The sequence below is a fragment of the Herbidospora sp. RD11066 genome, from assembly GCF_054661255.1.
The window spans coordinates 70,092-87,546 of the sequence record NZ_BAAGDO010000015.1; the positions used below are offsets into that span (position 1 = coordinate 70,092).

The 17,455-nt window shown below is 70.1% G+C and carries 14 protein-coding genes; 5 read left to right on the forward strand and 9 right to left on the reverse strand.

Annotation, left to right across the window (positions count from 1 at the left end; all coding sequences use genetic code 11):
• Window positions 1-86: 86 nt before the first annotated feature.
• The gene (locus tag ACYQ78_RS37300; RefSeq protein ID WP_459805705.1) at window positions 87-1,502 is read left to right on the forward strand and encodes a xylulokinase; all 1,416 of its coding nucleotides are present in this window, start codon (window positions 87-89) and stop codon (window positions 1,500-1,502) included.
• A 445-nt stretch (window positions 1,503-1,947) separates the two neighbouring features.
• Here ACYQ78_RS37300 and ACYQ78_RS37305 read toward each other — a convergent pair whose 3' ends face one another.
• Entirely contained in the window at window positions 1,948-2,424 is a 477-nt protein-coding gene (locus ACYQ78_RS37305; protein WP_459805706.1) for a DUF6326 family protein, read from the reverse strand.
• A 319-nt stretch (window positions 2,425-2,743) separates the two neighbouring features.
• Between ACYQ78_RS37305 and ACYQ78_RS37310 the strand changes: the two genes are divergently transcribed.
• The gene (locus tag ACYQ78_RS37310; RefSeq protein WP_459805707.1) at window positions 2,744-3,421 is read left to right on the forward strand and encodes a TetR/AcrR family transcriptional regulator C-terminal domain-containing protein; all 678 of its coding nucleotides are present in this window, start codon (window positions 2,744-2,746) and stop codon (window positions 3,419-3,421) included.
• A gap of 239 nt (window positions 3,422-3,660) precedes the next feature.
• Here the strand turns inward: ACYQ78_RS37310 and ACYQ78_RS37315 are convergent, their stop codons facing one another.
• The 7 genes from ACYQ78_RS37315 to ACYQ78_RS37345 all read right to left on the reverse strand — a co-directional run bounded on the left by ACYQ78_RS37315 (window position 3,661) and on the right by ACYQ78_RS37345 (window position 11,516).
• Window positions 3,661-5,280: an ABC-F family ATP-binding cassette domain-containing protein gene (locus ACYQ78_RS37315; protein WP_459805708.1), complete on the reverse strand. Its 1,620-nt coding sequence runs from the start codon at window positions 5,278-5,280 to the stop codon at window positions 3,661-3,663.
• A 40-nt stretch (window positions 5,281-5,320) separates the two neighbouring features.
• Complete coding sequence (locus ACYQ78_RS37320) at window positions 5,321-6,664, reverse strand: TldD/PmbA family protein (protein ID WP_459805709.1); 1,344 nt, start codon at window positions 6,662-6,664, stop codon at window positions 5,321-5,323.
• Window positions 6,661-8,040, reverse strand: a complete 1,380-nt coding sequence (locus tag ACYQ78_RS37325) for a hypothetical protein (RefSeq protein WP_459805710.1) — start codon at window positions 8,038-8,040, stop codon at window positions 6,661-6,663. The genes ACYQ78_RS37320 and ACYQ78_RS37325 overlap by 4 nt, the downstream gene beginning before the upstream one ends.
• A complete protein-coding gene (locus tag ACYQ78_RS37330) occupies window positions 8,037-9,050 on the reverse strand; it encodes a HesA/MoeB/ThiF family protein (protein ID WP_459805711.1) in 1,014 nt (337 codons plus the stop codon). Before ACYQ78_RS37330 ends, ACYQ78_RS37325 begins: the two co-directional genes overlap by 4 nt.
• Entirely contained in the window at window positions 9,035-10,369 is a 1,335-nt protein-coding gene (locus tag ACYQ78_RS37335; RefSeq protein WP_459805712.1) for an ABC transporter substrate-binding protein, read from the reverse strand. Before ACYQ78_RS37335 ends, ACYQ78_RS37330 begins: the two co-directional genes overlap by 16 nt.
• Window positions 10,359-11,309, reverse strand: coding sequence for a cupin-like domain-containing protein (locus tag ACYQ78_RS37340; RefSeq protein ID WP_459805713.1), 951 nt, complete (start codon window positions 11,307-11,309; stop codon window positions 10,359-10,361). Before ACYQ78_RS37340 ends, ACYQ78_RS37335 begins: the two co-directional genes overlap by 11 nt.
• Window positions 11,310-11,387: 78 nt before the next feature.
• Window positions 11,388-11,516: a hypothetical protein gene (locus tag ACYQ78_RS37345; RefSeq protein ID WP_459805714.1), complete on the reverse strand. Its 129-nt coding sequence runs from the start codon at window positions 11,514-11,516 to the stop codon at window positions 11,388-11,390.
• 133 nt (window positions 11,517-11,649) lie between these two features.
• On the opposite strand from ACYQ78_RS37345, the gene ACYQ78_RS37350 reads away from it, so the two are divergent.
• Genes ACYQ78_RS37350 through ACYQ78_RS37360 form a run of 3 tightly spaced genes read left to right on the forward strand, consistent with a single transcriptional unit; the run spans window position 11,650 to window position 15,450 of the window.
• Window positions 11,650-13,107 carry an NAD(P)/FAD-dependent oxidoreductase gene (locus ACYQ78_RS37350; protein WP_459805715.1) on the forward strand — a complete coding sequence of 486 codons (1,458 nt, stop codon included), beginning with the start codon at window positions 11,650-11,652 and terminating at the stop codon, window positions 13,105-13,107.
• Window positions 13,107-14,348 (forward strand): MFS transporter, encoded by a 1,242-nt coding sequence (locus ACYQ78_RS37355; protein WP_459805716.1) that lies wholly within the window; start codon window positions 13,107-13,109, stop codon window positions 14,346-14,348. The genes ACYQ78_RS37350 and ACYQ78_RS37355 overlap by 1 nt, the downstream gene beginning before the upstream one ends.
• Complete coding sequence (locus tag ACYQ78_RS37360; protein ID WP_459805717.1) at window positions 14,338-15,450, forward strand: tetratricopeptide repeat protein; 1,113 nt, start codon at window positions 14,338-14,340, stop codon at window positions 15,448-15,450. The genes ACYQ78_RS37355 and ACYQ78_RS37360 overlap by 11 nt, the downstream gene beginning before the upstream one ends.
• A gap of 70 nt (window positions 15,451-15,520) precedes the next feature.
• On the opposite strand, the gene ACYQ78_RS37365 is transcribed toward ACYQ78_RS37360, so the two are convergent.
• A complete protein-coding gene (locus tag ACYQ78_RS37365; RefSeq protein WP_459805718.1) occupies window positions 15,521-17,383 on the reverse strand; it encodes a serine hydrolase domain-containing protein in 1,863 nt (620 codons plus the stop codon).
• Between the last annotated feature and the right edge of the window lie 72 nt (window positions 17,384-17,455).

Here is a 17,455-nt window from a genome sequence, read left to right on the forward strand (position 1 = left end):
CCGAGGGCTCCGGATTCATCAGCTCCACCAGCTCGCCATCGACCAACCACGCCACCTGGCCCGCACCCGACACCCCTGGAGGACCGGTGCCCCTCGTCGCCGGGGTCGACTCGTCGACCCAGTCGTGCAAAGTCGTCATCCGCGACGCCGAGACCGGGGAGCTGGTGCGGGAGGGTCGTGCGCCACACCCCGTCGGCACCGCCGTCCCACCGGCCGCGTGGGAGGCCGCGCTGTCGGACGCGGTCGAACAGGCCGGTGGGCTGGACGATGTGGCGGCCGCCTCGATCGCCGGGCAGATGCAGGGCATGGTGTGCCTGGATGCCGACGGCGTGGTGGTCCGGGACGCCGTGCTGTGGAACGACACCCGCTCGGCCGGTGCCGCCGCCGACCTGATCTCGGATCTCGGTGGCGGTGAGGCGGGACGGCGAGCGTGGGCGGAGGCGGTCGGCCTGGTGCCAGTGGCCAGCTTCACCGTCACCAAGCTGCGCTGGCTCGCCTCGGCGGAACCGGACAACGCCGCCCGTACGGCAGCGGTGTGCCTGCCGCACGACTGGCTCACCTGGCGGCTGTCCGGCGCACCGGGCCTCGACGCGCTGCGCACCGACCGCAGCGAGGCCAGCGGGACCGGCTACTGGTCGGCCGCGACCGGTGAATACCGCCTGGACCTGCTCGGGTTGGCATTCGGCCGCGACGATGTGCTGCTGCCGCGGGTGCTCGGGCCGACCGGTCAGGCCGGGCACCTGCCCAACGGCGCACCGTTGGGCCCCGGCGCCGGTGACTGCGCCGCGGCGGCACTGGGTGTCGGCGCCGAACCGGGCGACGTGATCGTCTCGATCGGCACCTCCGGCATCGTCTCCACCGTCTCCGACGTGCCAGCCGCCGACCCGAGCGGGATCGTGGCCGGATACGCCGACATGACCGGCCGGTTCCTGCCGCTGGTGTGCACGCTCAACGCCGCCCGGGTGCTGGACGCGGCCGCGACCATGCTGCGCGTCGACCACGCGGAACTGTCGGCGCTGGCACTGTCCGCCCCGCCGGGCGCCGACGGACTGGTCATGGTCCCCTACCTGGAGGGCGAACGCACACCGAACCTGCCGCACGCCACCGGATCCGTCCACGGCCTGACCCTGAGGACCTCTACCCCCGCCCACCTGGCCCGCGCGGCGGTGGAGGGCATGCTGTGCGCACTCGCCGACGGGCTGGACGCGATGATCGCGCAGGGCGCGACGGTCAACAGGGTCATCCTGGTCGGCGGCGGCGCCCGCTCAGAGGCGGTGCGCCGGATCGCTCCCACCGTCTTCGGCCGCCCCGTGCTCGTGCCACCACTGGGCGAGTCCGTCGCCGACGGCGCCGCCCGCCAGGCGGCCTGGGTGCTGTCGGGCGGGCCGCAACCACCGTCATGGACGGTCGGGCAGGTCGAGACGCACGAGGCGGACGCCGTACCGTCGATCCGCGAAAGATACGCCGTGGCCCGCGCGAACGTCCTCGACCGCAACAGCTGACGGCGGCAGCCCTGGGTCGACCATCACGGCGCTCCTGTACCGCGTCGGACATGACCTTGGCGTTGAGAGGACGTTCGAGTCGCGCCTCCTCGTGACCGACCATCACGAGAGTGACGCTCTTCAGGTCTCCTTCTGTGTACGAGGCCAATCGCCCGCAGGCAACTCGCCGATCTTTCCCGTGACGACCCGGAAATGTCCCTCACGACCGGGCGAGACTTCGGCATGGATGCGCCCCAGCCACTCGAGCACGCCAGCCGGCCTCAGCGATGGTAGACACAAGCTCGACAGCGCACCCCCTTAGAGTGCGTCAGGCGAGCTAGTGCCCCTTTTCGTCGTTGCGGTTGGTCGGATGAGATCTGCTGGTCGGTCAGGCGCCGTTCGGCCTACGGGCGCGGCTCGGTGTCCGCGGCGACGGGCTTCGCGCCGTAGGGCTTTACACGGACACCTACTGGCGAAGGTCGATCGTCGCGGGACCGGCCGGGACGGCGGGGGTTCGAGGCCATGTCCAGGCGGAGCGCAGGATGAAGGCCATGAGCAGCACCTCGATTCCGATGGAGAGGCCGTAGAAGGCGGCCCAGTCCCAGGTCTCCCCTGCCGCGTTGATCACCGAGTAGGGGATGTAGACCGATGCGACGACGAGGTTCGTGGTGCGGTTCACCCGGGCGGGCAGTGTCATCGAGAGCATCACCATCAGGGCCGGGATCGCCACGGACGCGAGCATCATGGTCAACAACGTCGAGCTGATGTCGAACTCGAAGACGATGCCGGCGCGGAGGTTGTCGATGACGCCGGGCTTGTGAAGGTGGAAGTAGTCGACGTAGATGTAGAGGAACATGAAGCTGGTCCATGCGGCGGCGAGCTTGGCCTGCACGGGGACCGGCGGGTTGTCGAGCGGTCTCAGAGTTTCCGTTCGGACGGTCATCGGTTCTTCTTTCTAGACGAGCGTTCTCTCCGCCGGGATGGCGTAAGGGATGTACCGAGGCCGCGCCCACCTGGACGAGCACCTCGCCTCGGACGACTCGAGCGCTGAAGACAGGCCGTAGCGGTGCTGGCCGGCGGCCCGCATCGTCGTCGCCAGGCGCGCTCCGGCGCTTGAGCTCCCACAGAAGCCTCCTCACGTCCGAGCCACGGCTCCGGCTGTTTCGTACAGCGTACGTCGTACACTGTACTAACTTCGTACGCTGTACCATGACCGTGCGTTGGACGATTGTCAAGCCGCTCGAGCGAGCAAGAGGAGACCCATGCCTGCGAGGCAGCGACAGCGCCAGGTGGCGTCGGACGCGGCGCTGACCAAGGAGCGGGTGGTGGCCGAGGCGGTCCGGCTCGCCGATCACGAGGGGGTCGGCGGGCTGAGCATGCGCCGGCTGGCCGGCGCGCTCGACGCGGGCGCGATGTCGCTCTACTACTACGTGGCGAACAAGGAAGAGCTGCTGGACGCCATGATCGACGTCGTGTTCGAGGAGATCGAGCTCCCGCCCGAAGAGACCGACTGGCAGTCGGCGATGCGACGTCGGGCGGTGTCCGCCCGGCAGGTTCTCGCACGCCATCCGTGGGCGATCGGCCTGATGGAGTCGCGGACGTCGCCGGGGCCCGCGAACCTCCGTCACCGCGAAGCGGTCACCGCCTGCCTGCGGAAGGCCGGCTTCCCGGTCCTGATGGCGACGCACGCCAACTGGCTGATCGACAGCTACGTCTACGGTTTCGCCCTGCAGGAAGCCGGCCTGCCCTTCGACACCGCCGATGAGTTCGCGGACATGACCGAGGGCGTCTACCTGCCCCAGCTCCCTGCCGACGAGTTCCCCTACCTCAACGAGTCCGCCGCGGAGCTCGCCGCTGCCGGCTACGACCCGGCGGAGGAGTTCACCTTCTGCCTGGACCTCGTCCTGGCCGCCCTCGAGTCCCTGCGCGTGCCTACGTGAGCGCGGATTCGCCCACGAGCGTCGGCCGTGGCGACCGGCTCGACAACACCGCCACCTACGCCCACCGACACCCCGGCCGGTGGAACCGTTGTCGCAATAGAGATCATCGCGACAGCCCGGAGGCTTGTGGTCAGCCGTCGCGATGCCCGTAGGTCTCGGGAATCCGTTCCTCGGACTCTCCGCGGAGCCGGGCACCGCGACAGTCGGTGATCAAGTCTCCCGGCGCGACCACAAGCGGTTCAGCGGGTGCGTTCCACGCGGCGTTCGTCCCAGACGGGTTCGGAGGTCTCGCGGACCAGGCCGTCCGAGCCGAAGACGAGGTATCTGTCGAAGGAGCGGGCGAACCAGCGGTCGTGGGTGACCGCCAGCACGGTGCCCTCGTAGGATTCCAGGCCCTCCTGAAGGGCCTCGGCCGATTCCAGGTCGAGGTTGTCGGTGGGCTCGTCCAGGAGGAGAGCGGTCGTGCCGGCCAGTTCCAGGAGCAGGATCTGGAAACGCGCCTGCTGGCCGCCCGAGAGCTTCTCGAAGGCCTGGTCGCCCTGGCGGTCGAGGCCGTAGCGGCGCAGGGCGGACATCGCCGCGCCGCGGTCCTTGGCGTGTTCATCCCACAGGATGCCGGTCAGGGTGCGGCCCACCAGTTCGGGGTGGGCGTGGGTCTGCGCGAAGTGGCCGGGGTTCACGCGGGCTCCGAGTTTCCAGGTCCCGGTGTGAGCGACGTCCTCACCGGCCAGCAGGCGCAGGAAGTGTGACTTGCCCGAACCGTTGGAGCCCAGGACGGCGACCCGCTCCCCGTAGAACACCTCCAGCGAGAACGGCTTCATCAGCCGGGAGAGTTCGAGGTCCTTGCACACGAGGGCGCACACGCCGGTGCGGCCGCCCCGCAGGCGCATCCGGATCTCCTGCTTGCGGGGCGGTTCGGGGGGCGGGCCCGCCTCCTGGAACTTGCGCAGCCGGGTCTTGGCCGCCTGGTAGCGGGAGGCCATCTCCTCGCTGCGGGAGGCGTACTGCTGCATGTCCACCACGAGACGCTTGAGCTGGGCGTGCTTCTCGTCCCAGCGGCGGCGCAACTCCTCGAAACGGGCGAACCTGGCCTCTCTCGCCTCGTGGAAGGTGCCGAACCCGCCGCCGTGCACCCAGGCGCTGGAGCCGGAGGGCGCCGGTTCCACGGCCACGATCCGCTGCGCCGCGCGGGCCAGCAGCTCGCGGTCGTGCGAGATGAACAGCACGGTCTTGCGGGTCGCCGTCAGCTGCTCCTCCAGCCACCGCTTGCCCGGTACGTCGAGGTAGTTGTCGGGCTCGTCGAGCAGCAGGACGCTGTCGGGGCCGCGCAGCAGGGACTCCAGCACCAGCCGCTTCTGCTCTCCGCCCGACAGGGTGCGGACCGAGCGGTACTGCGCCTTGTCGTAGGGCATCCCGCAGGCGGCCATGGTGCAGATGTCCCAGACCGTCTCCACCTCGTAGCCCTGGATCGCGGCCCAGTCGCTCAGCGCTTGGGCATAGGCCATCTGCGCGGGCTCGTCGTCCACGGTCATGACCCGGTGTTCCGCGTCGTCCACCGCGGCCGCGGCCTCCTGGATGCGCGGCGGTGCCACCGACACGAGGAGGTCGCGGACCGTCCGTTCGTCCCGCACCGAGCCGACGAACTGGGGCATCACCCCCACGCCGCCGCTTGAGGTGATGGTGCCGCCGTGCGGTTGGAGCTCGCCGGACAGCATCCGCAGCAGCGTCGTCTTGCCCGCGCCGTTGGCTCCGACCATCGCCGCCACCGCACCCTCGCCGAGCCGGAACGACACGTCGTCCAGCAGCAGGCGCCCGTCGGGGAGGTAGTACTCGATGTGCGAGGCCTCAAGGTGTCCCATGACTCGAGATCCTTACCTAGTCTCAGAAAGAGCGGCAACATCACAGGGAGCCCGGCCGGACCGTCAGTCCCGTGATCAGCAGTGTCGGCCCGCCGTCACCCACGGGGACGTCCTGGCCGAACTTCCCGCACGCCGCGGGGCTCCCCATGGCCGGGTCGTCGCCGATCCCCTCGATGCGCGCGATCGCCTCGGCCACCTGGCCCTCGACCACGCACTCGGCCACCGGTTCCGCCGGTGCGCCGTCGCGGATCCGGAACGCCTCGGCGACGCCGACGGCGAACCGGCCGTCGTCGGACACCTTGCCCGCGCCGAGCCTGACCAGGTAGAGCCCGCCGTCCGCCCCGGCGAGGAGGTCGGCGGCGCGGTCGGGCCCGGCCTCCACGCGGAGGTTGCTCATCCGCGGGAGGGGGCGCCATTGGAAGGACTGCCGTCTCCGGCTGCCCGCTCCGTCGATGTGACCGGCGACCACGCCGTCGTGGACCACCCTTCTCCGGGTGGCCGGGTGACCGGTGTCGTCGTGGGGGAAACCACCCCATCCGTCCGGTACGAAAGGGTCGTCGACCACGTTGAGGGAGAGTGGGCAGATCCGGTCCCCCGCCGACCACGTCACGCCCGCCGCCCCGCTCGACGCGACGTCGGCCTCCAGTGGATGGCCGAGAAGCTCGTGGGCGAGCACTCCGCTGGCGCCTCGCGCCGCCACGACCGGCATGACGTGTTCCCGCACCTCGGGAGCGCCGCGTTTGGCCCTGGCGATACCGCCCGCCTCGGCCGCGTGCGGCAGGGCGCGCTCGGCCCAGTCACCCCATCGGGAACCGTCGCGCGTTCCCACCCGCCGGTAGCCCTGGGCCTCTCCCGCCGTGGCCCGGAATTCGAGCAGGTGGTGTTCCTGCGGGCAGGAGCGGTGCCAGCCGTGCGGTCCGAGGACCAGGAAATGCCTCAGCGATCCGGAGTATCCGGCCTCGAACCCGCTCAGGGCCGATCCGGCCGCGCCCTCCGCCGCGCGCAGCAGGTCGGCGCACGCCTTCTCCTCGCTCGCCGGGAATCCGCCGAGAGCGGCGCTCCATTCGGCGAGGACGTTCCGGAGCAGGCCGATGACCGCCGGGGAGGCCAGCGCCCCGACCCCGCTCTTGGCGGACACCGTCGTGAGCCCGCCCCGCACGTGCGCGGCGGACAGGCCGTTGACGCCGATCCCGGAGACCTCGCCACGACGATCGGTCGTGATCGCGAAGCCCTCCGTGGCCGCTTCCGCGTCCCGCGTGAGAACACCGCCGGACAGGCGGTGCCGGCGCTCCGCGACGACCTCGGCGAAGATCTCGACCGTCACGCCGTCCCGGTCCCTGAGCCGGTCGAGCCACTGGCACAATTCGTCAGCCTCGGCCTTCACGGGCGGACGAAGCCCGCCATCCGGAACGGCGCCGCGGTCTCCACGAACAGGGCCAGGCCGTCGCGGTCGGCCGTCCGCACCGCCCTGCCGACGATCTCGCGCACCGCTTCGAGGTCGGCGGGCAGGGCTTCGAGATCCGCCAGGCCCGCCAGGAACTCGATCTGCCGGCAGGTGCAGTCGACCAGGGCCTCGGTCACCAGGGCGCGGAGCCTCTCGACCTGGCCGCCGTCGACACCCGCGAGCAGTTTGCGGATCGCTTCGACCGAGTTGGGGTTGGCGTCCGGGTCGAACTCCCGCAGGGCGGCCACCATGGCGAGCTGGGAGGGGGCCGGGGATTCCGACGGGTGGTCCACCCGCCGGTAGCCGACGCGGAGGTTGAAGGGGAAGAACGCCCCCAGCGCCGACTGCGCCACCAGCGTCTTCGCGCCGTCTTCGCCCGGCCACATCAGGGCGTTGAGCGAGAGCCCCCGGAAGGCCGGATGGACGATCACCCGCTCCTGGCTGAGCAGCCGGTCGTTGATCGCCCTGAGGGTCGGCAGGACCTCGAACGCCAGGGGGAACGGCCTGCAGAAGACCTTCACCGCGGCGATCCTGCCCCCGGCCGTGACCGTGCGGACCTCGGTGACCAGGTTCTCCCAGTCGATCCACCGCTCGTCGTCGGACCGGTAGTGGTAGGCGGCGAGACGGTCGTAGTCGGCGCGGGTTCCGGGTCCTTCCGTGAACTCCTCGGCGAGCCACCGGGACAGCCCCGAATCCTGCGGTTTCCGCCGCTCGGCGCCGCCTTCGAAGTCCAGGTGCACATGGTCGTCCGGGCAGAGGAACTCCGTGAGGTCGTCGTGGGAGGTGGCCACGACGGCGCTGACGCCCACCGTCCGGCACGCCTTCTGGAATCCGTGCGCGATGACCCGGGCCGTCGTCCGGTCGAGGTTCGAGCAGAACTCGTCGACGGCGATCACCTCGCCGCCGGACCGCGCGAGGCGGGCCAGGGTCAGCCGGTGGAACTGCCCCTCGGACAGGTGCGCGGGCCTGGACATCATCAACCGGGGCTCACCCAGGCCGAAGCGGCTCAGCCACGCCACGTTCCGCCGGACCTCTCCGTCGAACAGGTCGATGACCCGTTCGTCCGGCGCGATGGCGGGCAGGTCGTCGGCCGTCCGCACGCGCCCGGCCCGCCGGAGCTCCCTGAGCAGGCTCGACTTCCCGGTGCCGCTGAAACCGGTGATCAGGGTGATCCCGTCGAGCCGCAGGTCGACCGGGGCCACGGTGACGCCCTTGAGCGCGGTGTCGACACCGAAGAGGTCCCGCAGTTCCCGGGCGTTCGGTGACAGTGGGGCGTCCCAGCTCTGGTGGTGTACGTCCACCGGAAAAGAGTTCACTTCCAGGTCCTCTCCTCATGCATCCCCGGAGGGTCCAGATCCAGGACGAGCCTGCGATCGGCCGTCTCCTCCGGGCGTCGAAGGATCACGCCGTTCAGCCACGCGAAGACCATCCAGGCGGCCGCCATCGTGTTCACCGGGGCCAGCGAGGCGCCCATGATCGGATCGCCGACCGACCGGTCGGCGGCCTCAGCCACCTGGTCCATCTCCTCGGCGAACAGGGCGGTGCCGTCCGGGGTGAGCAGCGGGCCCACCGCCGCCTCGGTGAGCCCGGCCGACGCGAAGAGCACAGGGGTTCCCCGCTCGCGCGCGGCCCGCGCCACCAGGGCGGACAGTGCTCCCGCCGGACGGTCGGCGCAGCAGAACAGCGTCGTGTCCTGACCGCCCACCAGGCCGTGGTCCTCCAGCGCCGCCCGCGTGTCCACGAAGACGTTCAGGCTGGAGACCGCCGTGGCCGGATAGCGGTCGGTGACGAAGTCGCCGAGCGCCTCCGCCTTCGGCCTGCCCAGGTCGGCGCGCCGGTAGGTCAGCTGCCGGTTGAAGTTCGTGATCTCCACGACGTCGTGGTCGACGAGGACGAGCTCGCCCACCCCCATCGCGGCCAGATGGGCGGCCGCCAGGCAGCCGACACCCCCGCAGCCCAGGATCACGGCCCGGTGCCGGGAGATCATCGCCTGCGCCCCCTCCGGGAGGGGGCTGCGGTGCGCGAGCCAGCGGAGCTGGCGGGTGAGCTGGCCGGGCTCCACCGACGGCGGCTTGGCGACGAGCATGCCGCGAACCGCCAGTTCCCCCAGGATCTCCGGTCGTGGATCCGGGGTCGCGTCGAGGGCGGGCCAGGAGACACCGGAGACCAGCCGCCTGATCCAGCTCGCGAGGCCCCGGTCGGCGCCGTGCAGCCGGAACCCGCGGGCGCCGTGGAAGGTGAAGGTGCCGTCGGCGTCCGAGGTCACGGTGACCTCCTCGCTGAGCATCAGCCCGAGCGGGAATCGCTCCCTCAGTTCGGTGAGCATCCGGCCCACTCCCAGGGAAGGCGGGAATCGCGGGCCAGGCAGACCCCCGGTACCTCGGCGATCGGGACGCACACCGCCCGGTCGGCGATCATCGCGTCGAGCTCACCGGCCGCCTTCCGGGCTTCGGCGACGCCGTGCGGGCGCGCGTCGAACTCCCGCAGAACCCGCTCGAAGGCGGGGAACAACCCCGTCGCCCGGACGAGACCGAGGAACGCCAGGCCGCGATAGACCCCCAGCAGGTCTCCCCGCATCGCCCGGAACAGGTTCAGCCGGAGCTCTCCGGACTCGGCCCGGTTCTCGTACCTGTCCGGCACCAGGCGGACCCTGATCCCCGCCTCGCGCAGGACGCCGGCCACCGCCATGGCGATCTCCCTGTTCGGATAGTAGGTGTCGTACACGAGGCGGTGGATCCCGCCCGCACTGCCGCGGCGGTGCGCGGCGGGCACCACGCCGTTCCGGCGTTTCGAAGCCAGCGTGTACGCCGCCTCGAAGCCGGGCGTCGGCAGGAAGTCCGGCACCCTCATCAGCGGTCCCGGCAGCAGCTCTTCCAGCGCCGGTTCCGTCAGCGCCCGCAGCACGGCCCGCCGGACCGGCAGCCCCGAGTCACCGGCGAGGTCGCCTTCGAAGGACAGCGTCACGAAGACCCCGATCTGCCGGACCCGGATCTCCCGCCGCGACCGGAACTCCGTGAGGCGGGCGTACGGAAAGGCGGTGTCGGACGTCACGTCGACCCGGCCGGACTCGAAGCGCGCCACGTTCAGGTCAGGGCTCTTGATCCGGCGGACGACGATCCGGCGGCGGAGGCGACCGTCCGCCAGATTGCCCGTCGGCTCCAGTACGAGAGTGCGAGGACCGGCCGAGGCCAGCCGGTAACGTCCCGCCCCGTCGTCCAATCCCTGCCCCGGGGTCAGTCCGGGGAGTGCCAGCAGGCCGGGAAACCCGAAGTCGGGGGCCCTGAGGTGGATCTCTAGGACGTCCCGGCCGATCACGTCCACCCGATGGACGTTCCTCAGCCAGTATCCGGCGGCGGTCCCGCCCCGTGCCGTGCGCACCAGCGCGTCGCGGTAGTCGGCGGCGGTCAGCGCGCCGCCGTCCCGCCCCCGGAGTCCCCGACGGACCGTGAACCCGTAGCGGAGCCCGTCGTCGGCGGGGTGGGCGACGGCGCCCACCTCGACGGGCGGGTCGCCGGGCCGGTCCGAGGCCATCAGGGGCAGGGTCGTGAGGGCGGCGAGCTGGAGGCCGCTGTGGTCGGCCAGCATCGGCCGGTCGAGGGTGGCCGGCATGGAGTCGAAGGCCACTCTGATCGGGTCAGTGTCCAAGGCCGGTCAGCGTCCGGTGGTAGTCGGTCAGGCCGGAGGTCACCTGGTCCACCCACACGAGCTGGCGGTCGCGGAACTCAGGCAGGTCGAGCTCGCTGTCGCCGCACTCCCGCTCCCGCCATCTGCGCACGTGTTCGTTGCGCAGGTCGCGAAGACGCGCCAGCGGTTCGGTGAGCCGGGACTCGAACTTCTCCAGAAAGGAGAGCAGCCGCCGCTCTTCGGCGAAGTTGGCGGTGAGCATGAGGTTGCGGTCGAGGTTGCGCACCTCGTGGTACCAGTCGCCGGGGATGTACAGCGTCTCGCCGGGGCCGAGGACGACCTCGGAGAGCAGATCGCCGTCGCCGTCGGGGAGGACCCGGGACAGGGTGTCCTCGCTCCAGAGACTGTCGCCTCTGGCCAGTTCGCCCGAACGGGAGGGGTGGAGGAAGCGCAGCACCTTGCGCCCGAAGATCATGGAGAGCCAGGCGCTGGTCGAGAACGTGTCGGTGTGCAGGCCGGTGGAGCAGCCCGGTTCACCGAAGAACAGCCACATGCGGCCGAACCTCACCTGCTCGGGCAGCCGGTCGATCCAGTCGTCCGCGAAGATCTCGGGGATCTGGAAGTAGTCCAGCAGGTCGGGATGGTCGCGGGTGAAGTTCCACTCGGCCAGGTAGAGACGCCGGCGAGAAAAGCCGGGATCAGGGTCGGTCTCGCCCCAGTATTTCAGGTAATCGCCCAGATTACTTCGTTCGATGCTGAATTCGTATTCCGAGCCGGGCGGGTAGCTGCGTACCGGGACCAGGGCGTCGCCGTAACGCCGCGTAAAGAAATCGATATTCCAGGAAGAGACCGCGGGCCACTCTGACTGCAGCCCGTGGAAGAGAACCGGTTCGTCGAAGTCTGCTAAACGTGAGCCGTCGCCTACTTTGGCAACCCTAACGGAGCGGGCCGGGATCCCCAAGGAAAACCCTCCTAATGTCCCCCATCCGGCACAAATGGATAAACGCCCCCTGCGGCGCACCGCAGGGGGCGATCTTTCCTAGCAGCGGCGGGCGAGGCCCGCCACCATGTCGGGGCTGCTCAGGTCGGTGAAGCGCAGCTCCACGCTCTCGCGGTCGCTCACCTGCTCGGCGGCGACGGTGCTCTGATCGGTGGTTACCTGCTCCATGTCCAGCTCCTTACTTAAAGGTGAGAAGCGCCCTCGTGGCGGCTTGGAACGGTTCCAGCATCAGTAAACTAACCAGGGAGTGCAATGCCCTACAAGGGTTGACTTTAGAATTTTCGACACCTATGTTCCACGAGTGAACTCGTCACATGTCCTGTTTTCAGGAAATGGTATTCTGGCGCTCTCTGCGGCCTTCGAATTAACTCGGCGAAATCCGTCGACCCGAATTGTCATTGTGGGTCCGAGGCATCACACGGGCGCCGGGACATTCGCCTCCGGCGCAATGCTGAACTGCTTTGCCGAGGTCACGAAATACACTTTGATCAGCGAGGCGTCCCGGGCGAAGTTCGCCATGTGCCGCACCGCCCTCGGCCTGTGGCCCGACTGGATCGACCAGGTCAGGGGCGCCGCCGAGCTGCCGCCCGTGCCGACCAGAGACGGCACGATCGTGCTGGAGAACACCGTTTCCGGCGACCTCGACTCGGAGAACTTCGACGCGATGATCGCCGCGGCGGAGGATTTCGGGGCGGCGCACGAAATCGTCGATCCCCGGAAGATCGTCGGCCTCGATCCCACTCCGTCCGCCCGGCCCCTGCGCGCTCTGTTCCTCCCCGGCGAAGGGGCGGTGGAAAGCGGCACCTTCTATTCGGCGCTGGCCGCCGCACTCGAATCCCGGGGCGTCACCTTCGTCGACGCAGAGGTGAAGGCGCTGGTCCGGACGGCCGGCCGGGTGACCGGTGTGCTGACCGCCGACGGTGAGACCTGGAGCGCGGAGACGGTGGTGGTGGCAGCGGGCGCGTTCACCACGCCGATCCTCGACACGGTGCTCGACCCGGCCGACGTCCAGCCCGTGTTCGCCGGCGCCGGCATCTCCCTGGTCACCCACCGTCCGAACGCCCGGCCGTTCGAACACGTCGTCCGCAGCGTCACCCGGGCGGGGTCCTGCGGCCTGCACGCGATCCCGATGCCCGACGGCCGCGACTACGTGGGCGCCACCAACCTGATCTTCCCGGAGCCGCGCACCCGCACCTCCGCGGGCCTGTCGCACTTCCTCCTCCAGTGCGCGATCGACCAGCTCAACCACTCGTTCTCCTTCGCGGAGATCGACGAGTGGCGGATCGGGAACCGCCCGGTATCGCTCGACACCTACCCGCTCCTCGGATGGGGGCCGCTCGACGGCCTCTACATCGCCACGGGAACCTACCGGGACGGCTTCCACAACTCCCCGCTGATCGCCCGGATCATCTCCGACGACCTGCTCGGCGCCGACGACCGCTACGACCACCCGTTCGCCCCGACACGCCGGCCGATCAGCTCCATGTCGGTGGAGCAGAGCGTGGGAGAGAGCTCCTACCAGGCGGCGTGCACCGGTTTCGAGGCCTCACTCGTGCTGCCCCGGCTGTGGCGCCACGACGCGCTTCCGGCGATGTTCATCCCCGGGATGGCCAGGATGTACGACGATATCGGCGTGCGATTCGGTTTCTCTCCTGACCTCGTTCCCTTCCTGGTCTCGGGCGCGTTCGGCGAGCCCGGTGCCGAACGCGAGGCGTACCTGCGGGTCAGGTCGCTCCTCCAGGCGGGGCAGAGCGCCTGATGACCACCCCTCTTCAGACCGATCCGGCCGCCGTCTCCCGGCGGATCGCCCTGCCCTTCTACGTGTACGCGATCCTCAGCAACACGCTGCTGCAACGCGGCGTCTTCGTGCTCTACCTGGCGAACCAGGGCTTCTCCGCCGCGCAGATCGCGCTGCTCCAGACCGTCCTCTACCTGTCCAGTTCCCTCGCGGAGATCCCCACCGGATTCCTGGCCGACCGGTTCGGCCGCCGGTTCAGCATCGTGACCGGGCAGGTGCTCTCCGGTCTCTGCATCCTGGGGCAGATCCTCCTGCCGGGCGGCTTCCCGGTCTTCCTCGGCCTGTTCCTCCTGCAGGGCGTGGCGTTCGCCTGCGTCTCCGGCGCCGAGACCGCGCTTCTCTACGACCTGCTCAGGCAGCGTGGCCTGAAGACCGAGTACCTCCGCGTCAAGTCGCGGTACGCCGCCTTCGGCGCGACCAGCATGGGGATCGCCATCGCCGCCGGTGGTTTCCTCCAGCGGTTCTCCTGGGAACTGGTCTACGCGGTGTCCGGCGGCGCGCTCCTCCTGGCCGCGACGGTCCTGCTGACCCGCGTACCGGAAATGCGTGGCGAGGACGCCGACGAACCCGGAGACGGAGAGGAGAGCGGCCCCGCACCGTCGGGGCGGTGGAGGGCCCTGCTGTCGATCCTCACACCCCAGCTGGCCAGCCTCGTCGTCGTGTCGGGGCTGATGCACGCCACGACCACTCCCTACTTCATCTTCACTCAGGGGAGCCTGAGCGACCAGGGCGCTCCGACCGCCGTCGTGGCGCTGGTCATCTCCGCCGCGTACCTCCTCGGCGGATTCACGCCGCTGCTCGCGGTCCGTGCCGACGAGCGGATCCCGCTCCGCGCCCTGGTCCCGCTGACCGTCCTGGCCCTGGCCGCCGGCCTGGCCCTGACCGGGGCCGGCAACCCCTGGCTCACCGCGGGTCTCTTCCTGCTGGTCATCGGCGTACCCGACATCACGGCGGTCGTCATCGACAACGTCTTCAACGAGGCGGTCCCCTCCCGATTCCGGGCCAGCCTGCTCTCGGTGATCACTTTCATCGAGTCCGCGCTGATCGGGCTCGGCTACCTGGCCATGGGATGGCTGATCGACCGGTTCGGGCCGTCCGGCGGGATGGCCTGGTACGCCCTGGTGCCGGCCGCGGCCTTCGTCCTGTGGCTGCCAGCCATGCGCAGAGGCTCCTGGGCCAAGGACGGCACCGGTGCCCGCTGAACCGCCCGAACCCGTGGCCGGGCTCATCGACGAGGCCGCGAAGCACTACCTGCACGGCCGTTACGACCTGGCACACGCCCGCTATACGACGGCGGCCACGCTCCTGCGGCCTCACGGCGTCTCGGCGCGGCTCGCCCAGGTCCTCACGGGCCTGGGCGACGTCACCCGCATGCTCGGCGACCACGCCACGGCCCGTGACCTCTACACCGAGGCCGCCGCCATGGACACCGTGCCGGAACGTGCCGGCGCGGGCATCGGCCTCGGCGACCTCTGTGTCCTCCACGACGACTACGAGGCCGCCGACCGCCACTACCGGGACGCCCTCGGACTCTTCCGGATCTCGTCCGACCGCGCGGGCGAGGCCCAGGCGTTCAAAGGGCTCGGCTACTCCGCCAAGATGCGCGGAGAGAAGGACACGGCCGAAGATCACTACCGCCGGGCCCGGTCCCTGTTCGCGGAACTGGGCGATTCCCTGGGCGAGGCCAACGCCGTCAAGGGGCTCGCCGACCTCGACGCCATGCGCGACGACCACGAGGCCGCGCGCGACGGCTACCGCGCGGCCCGGCTCGTGTACCGCGACGCCGGCTACCGCCTCGGTCAGGCGTACACGGCCTTCGGCCTGGGAGATGTCGCACTCCGGCTGGGCGACTTCGGCACCGCCGAACGCGAATACCACGAGGCGATGGTTCTCTGCGAGGCGATCGGATACCGGCTCGGCCGGGCGAACGCGGCCAAGAGCCTGGGCGATCTCGCCCGCCTGACCGGCGACCCCGCCGCCGCCCAGGCCGCCTACGTGACCGCCCACGAGACCTACCGGGATCTCGACGACCGCCTCGGTCAGGCGGGCGCACTGCTGGGCCTGGCCGGTGCCCGCCTGGCGGCCGGTTCCCGGCGCGACGCGAAAGAGCCCTTCCAGGAGTCACTCCGGCTGTACCGGTCGATCGGAAACGGGCTCGGAGAATCCCACGCCCTCCTCGGTTTGGCACAGACCGCCGCCGAACCCGGGGAGGCCGCCTCCTATTACGCCCTGGCAGAGCGTTCCTACCGGAACGCCGGCCACGCCGACCTCGCCGCCTACTGCGAGCAACGCGCCGGCGCCTAGAGGTTCCGCAGCCACGTGTGTTTCGGACATCGTCCCGGGTACCGCTTCGACCGAACCCCCGTTGTCAGGCTCAGATGAGGTTGTAGGAGGCCGCCACGGCGAGGAAGGCCACTGCGGCGAGTGCGACGGCCGTGTGGTGGATCCGGCCGAGCCTGCTCCACCAGCCCTGACGCCAGGCGAACACGACGACGACCACCGTCGCGACGGTCGCCACCGCCGCGAGCACGGGCAGGGTCAGGATGACGGAGAACAACGGGGACCCGCCGAGGAAGTAGGCGGCCTGATTCGCGTCGAAGTCCGCGAACAGCGCCGCGAGTGCACCGGCGGAGGCCACGACGAGCGCCGCCGTGGCCCAGCCGGGCAACCCGGCCAGGCGTGGCGCGCGGGCGGGGCGGCGACGGACGTACCCGATGACGGATACGACGGGCCAGGCCAGGGCGGACAGCAGCAGTACGAACAGGCTCAGGCCGAGAACGCCGAGGTGCAGGGCGGGCAGTTCGTACCAGGCCAGCCGCTTCAGCGGGCCGGCGGGGTTCTCGGTGGCCAGCACGCCGTCGGCGTCGAACCGGATCCTCCGGTGGCCGCTCTTCTCCTGGAAGAGACCCGGTGCGATCTGCGTCCACTGCCGGGTCTGCGCCGCTCCGAACGTGACCGGGCCGGTGGTCGTCAGGGTCCCGTCCTTGGCCGCGGAGACGGTCACGACGTTCATGAGGGCGCTGATCTTGCTCAGGTCGGTGGTGTCGTCGATCAGAGTGGATCGGTAAGTGCCGGCGAAACCGGCGGGGTCCGGTAACGAGGCGGCGGGCGCAACCGGATCGGATGACGGGGTGGAGGCGGCGAAACGGTCGGTGAAGGCGTTCACGAGGTCCCAGGCCGAGTCGGGGGCGCCCTTTCCGCTGCCGTTATAAGACGCGTAGATGCCGAGGCCCTGGTCGGGCAGCAGGGCGAGGATGGCGAAATATCCGGGAATGCTGCCTCGGTGGACGAGGAGGCGGTGGCCGTTCCTGGTGTACTCCTGGAACCCGTACCCCATGCCGGACGTGCCCTCGGCGTTGCCGAACCGCCGCCCCTGCATCAGGCGCACGCTCTCCGGCTTGAGGATCACCCCGCCGCCGTTCAGCTGGGCCACCATGAACTTGGCCATATCGGTCGCGGTCGAGCGGAATCCGGCACCGTGTGGGGGCATGTGCCCATACATCGTGCCCGTGGCCCGGATCTGACGGCCATTCACCAGTAGGTATCCGGGGGCCAGCGCTTCGGCGATGTGTTCCGGCTCGGGCTGGGCCAGGGTGGTGTCGGTCATGCCGAGCGGGTCGAGGATGTGCTCCTGCACGTACCGATGAAAGGGCAGGCCCGAACGGAGCTCGACGATATGGCCCGCCAGTCCCATTCCGTAGTTGGAGTAGACCGCGCGCGTGCCGGGTGGGCGGATCCGGACCGGCTGGTGGTCGGCGAGGTGGGCGCCCAGCGGGTGAACCTCCGACGGGCTCGCCGCCCCGGTGCCGAAGTCACTGGCGGCGAAGCCCGCCGTGTGGGTGAGCAGGTGGGCCATGGTGACCGGTCGACCGGGGAAGGCATCGGCGATCTTGAAGTCGGTGAGGTAGGTGTTGACGTCGGCGTTCAGGTCGACGCGCCCCTGTTCGACGAGTTGCATCACCGCGGTCGCGGTGATCAGTTTGACGACGGACGCGGGAGCGAAGACGGTGCGCGCGGGGTCGACGGGACGTCCGGTCGACAGGTCCGCCACGCCATATCCGGCGGCGAAGACCGGCCCGTCCCTGGTGACCACGGTGACCGCCGCCCCGGGGACCTGGTGTTCCTTCAACTGCCGGGGGACGAACTCGTCCACGAAGGACTTCGCGTCGGGCGGGGTGGCGAACCCCAGGCAGAGCAGAACGACCAGCCAGCCGGCTGGTTTGCGTTCGAGCAGCATGAGCTGCTCTCCTTTCCATGGAGACACGTACGCGTCAAAGGCACGCCGTCACAGGCGTGGTCGTGCGGTTTC

Bases quoted from the DNA above. Each gene is read 5' to 3' on its own strand.
- ACYQ78_RS37345 (WP_459805714.1), bottom strand. From the start codon at position 11,516: ATGGAGCAGGTAACCACCGATCAGAGCACCGTCGCCGCCGAGCAGGTG.
- ACYQ78_RS37310 (WP_459805707.1), top strand. From the start codon at position 2,744: ATGCCTGCGAGGCAGCGACAGCGCCAGGTGGCGTCGGACGCGGCGCTG.
- ACYQ78_RS37330 (WP_459805711.1), bottom strand. From the start codon at position 9,050: ATGCTCACCGAACTGAGGGAGCGATTCCCGCTCGGGCTGATGCTCAGC.
- ACYQ78_RS37365 (WP_459805718.1), bottom strand. From the start codon at position 17,383: ATGCTGCTCGAACGCAAACCAGCCGGCTGGCTGGTCGTTCTGCTCTGC.
- ACYQ78_RS37355 (WP_459805716.1), top strand. From the start codon at position 13,107: ATGACCACCCCTCTTCAGACCGATCCGGCCGCCGTCTCCCGGCGGATC.
- ACYQ78_RS37305 (WP_459805706.1), bottom strand. From the start codon at position 2,424: ATGACCGTCCGAACGGAAACTCTGAGACCGCTCGACAACCCGCCGGTC.
- ACYQ78_RS37315 (WP_459805708.1), bottom strand. From the start codon at position 5,280: ATGGGACACCTTGAGGCCTCGCACATCGAGTACTACCTCCCCGACGGG.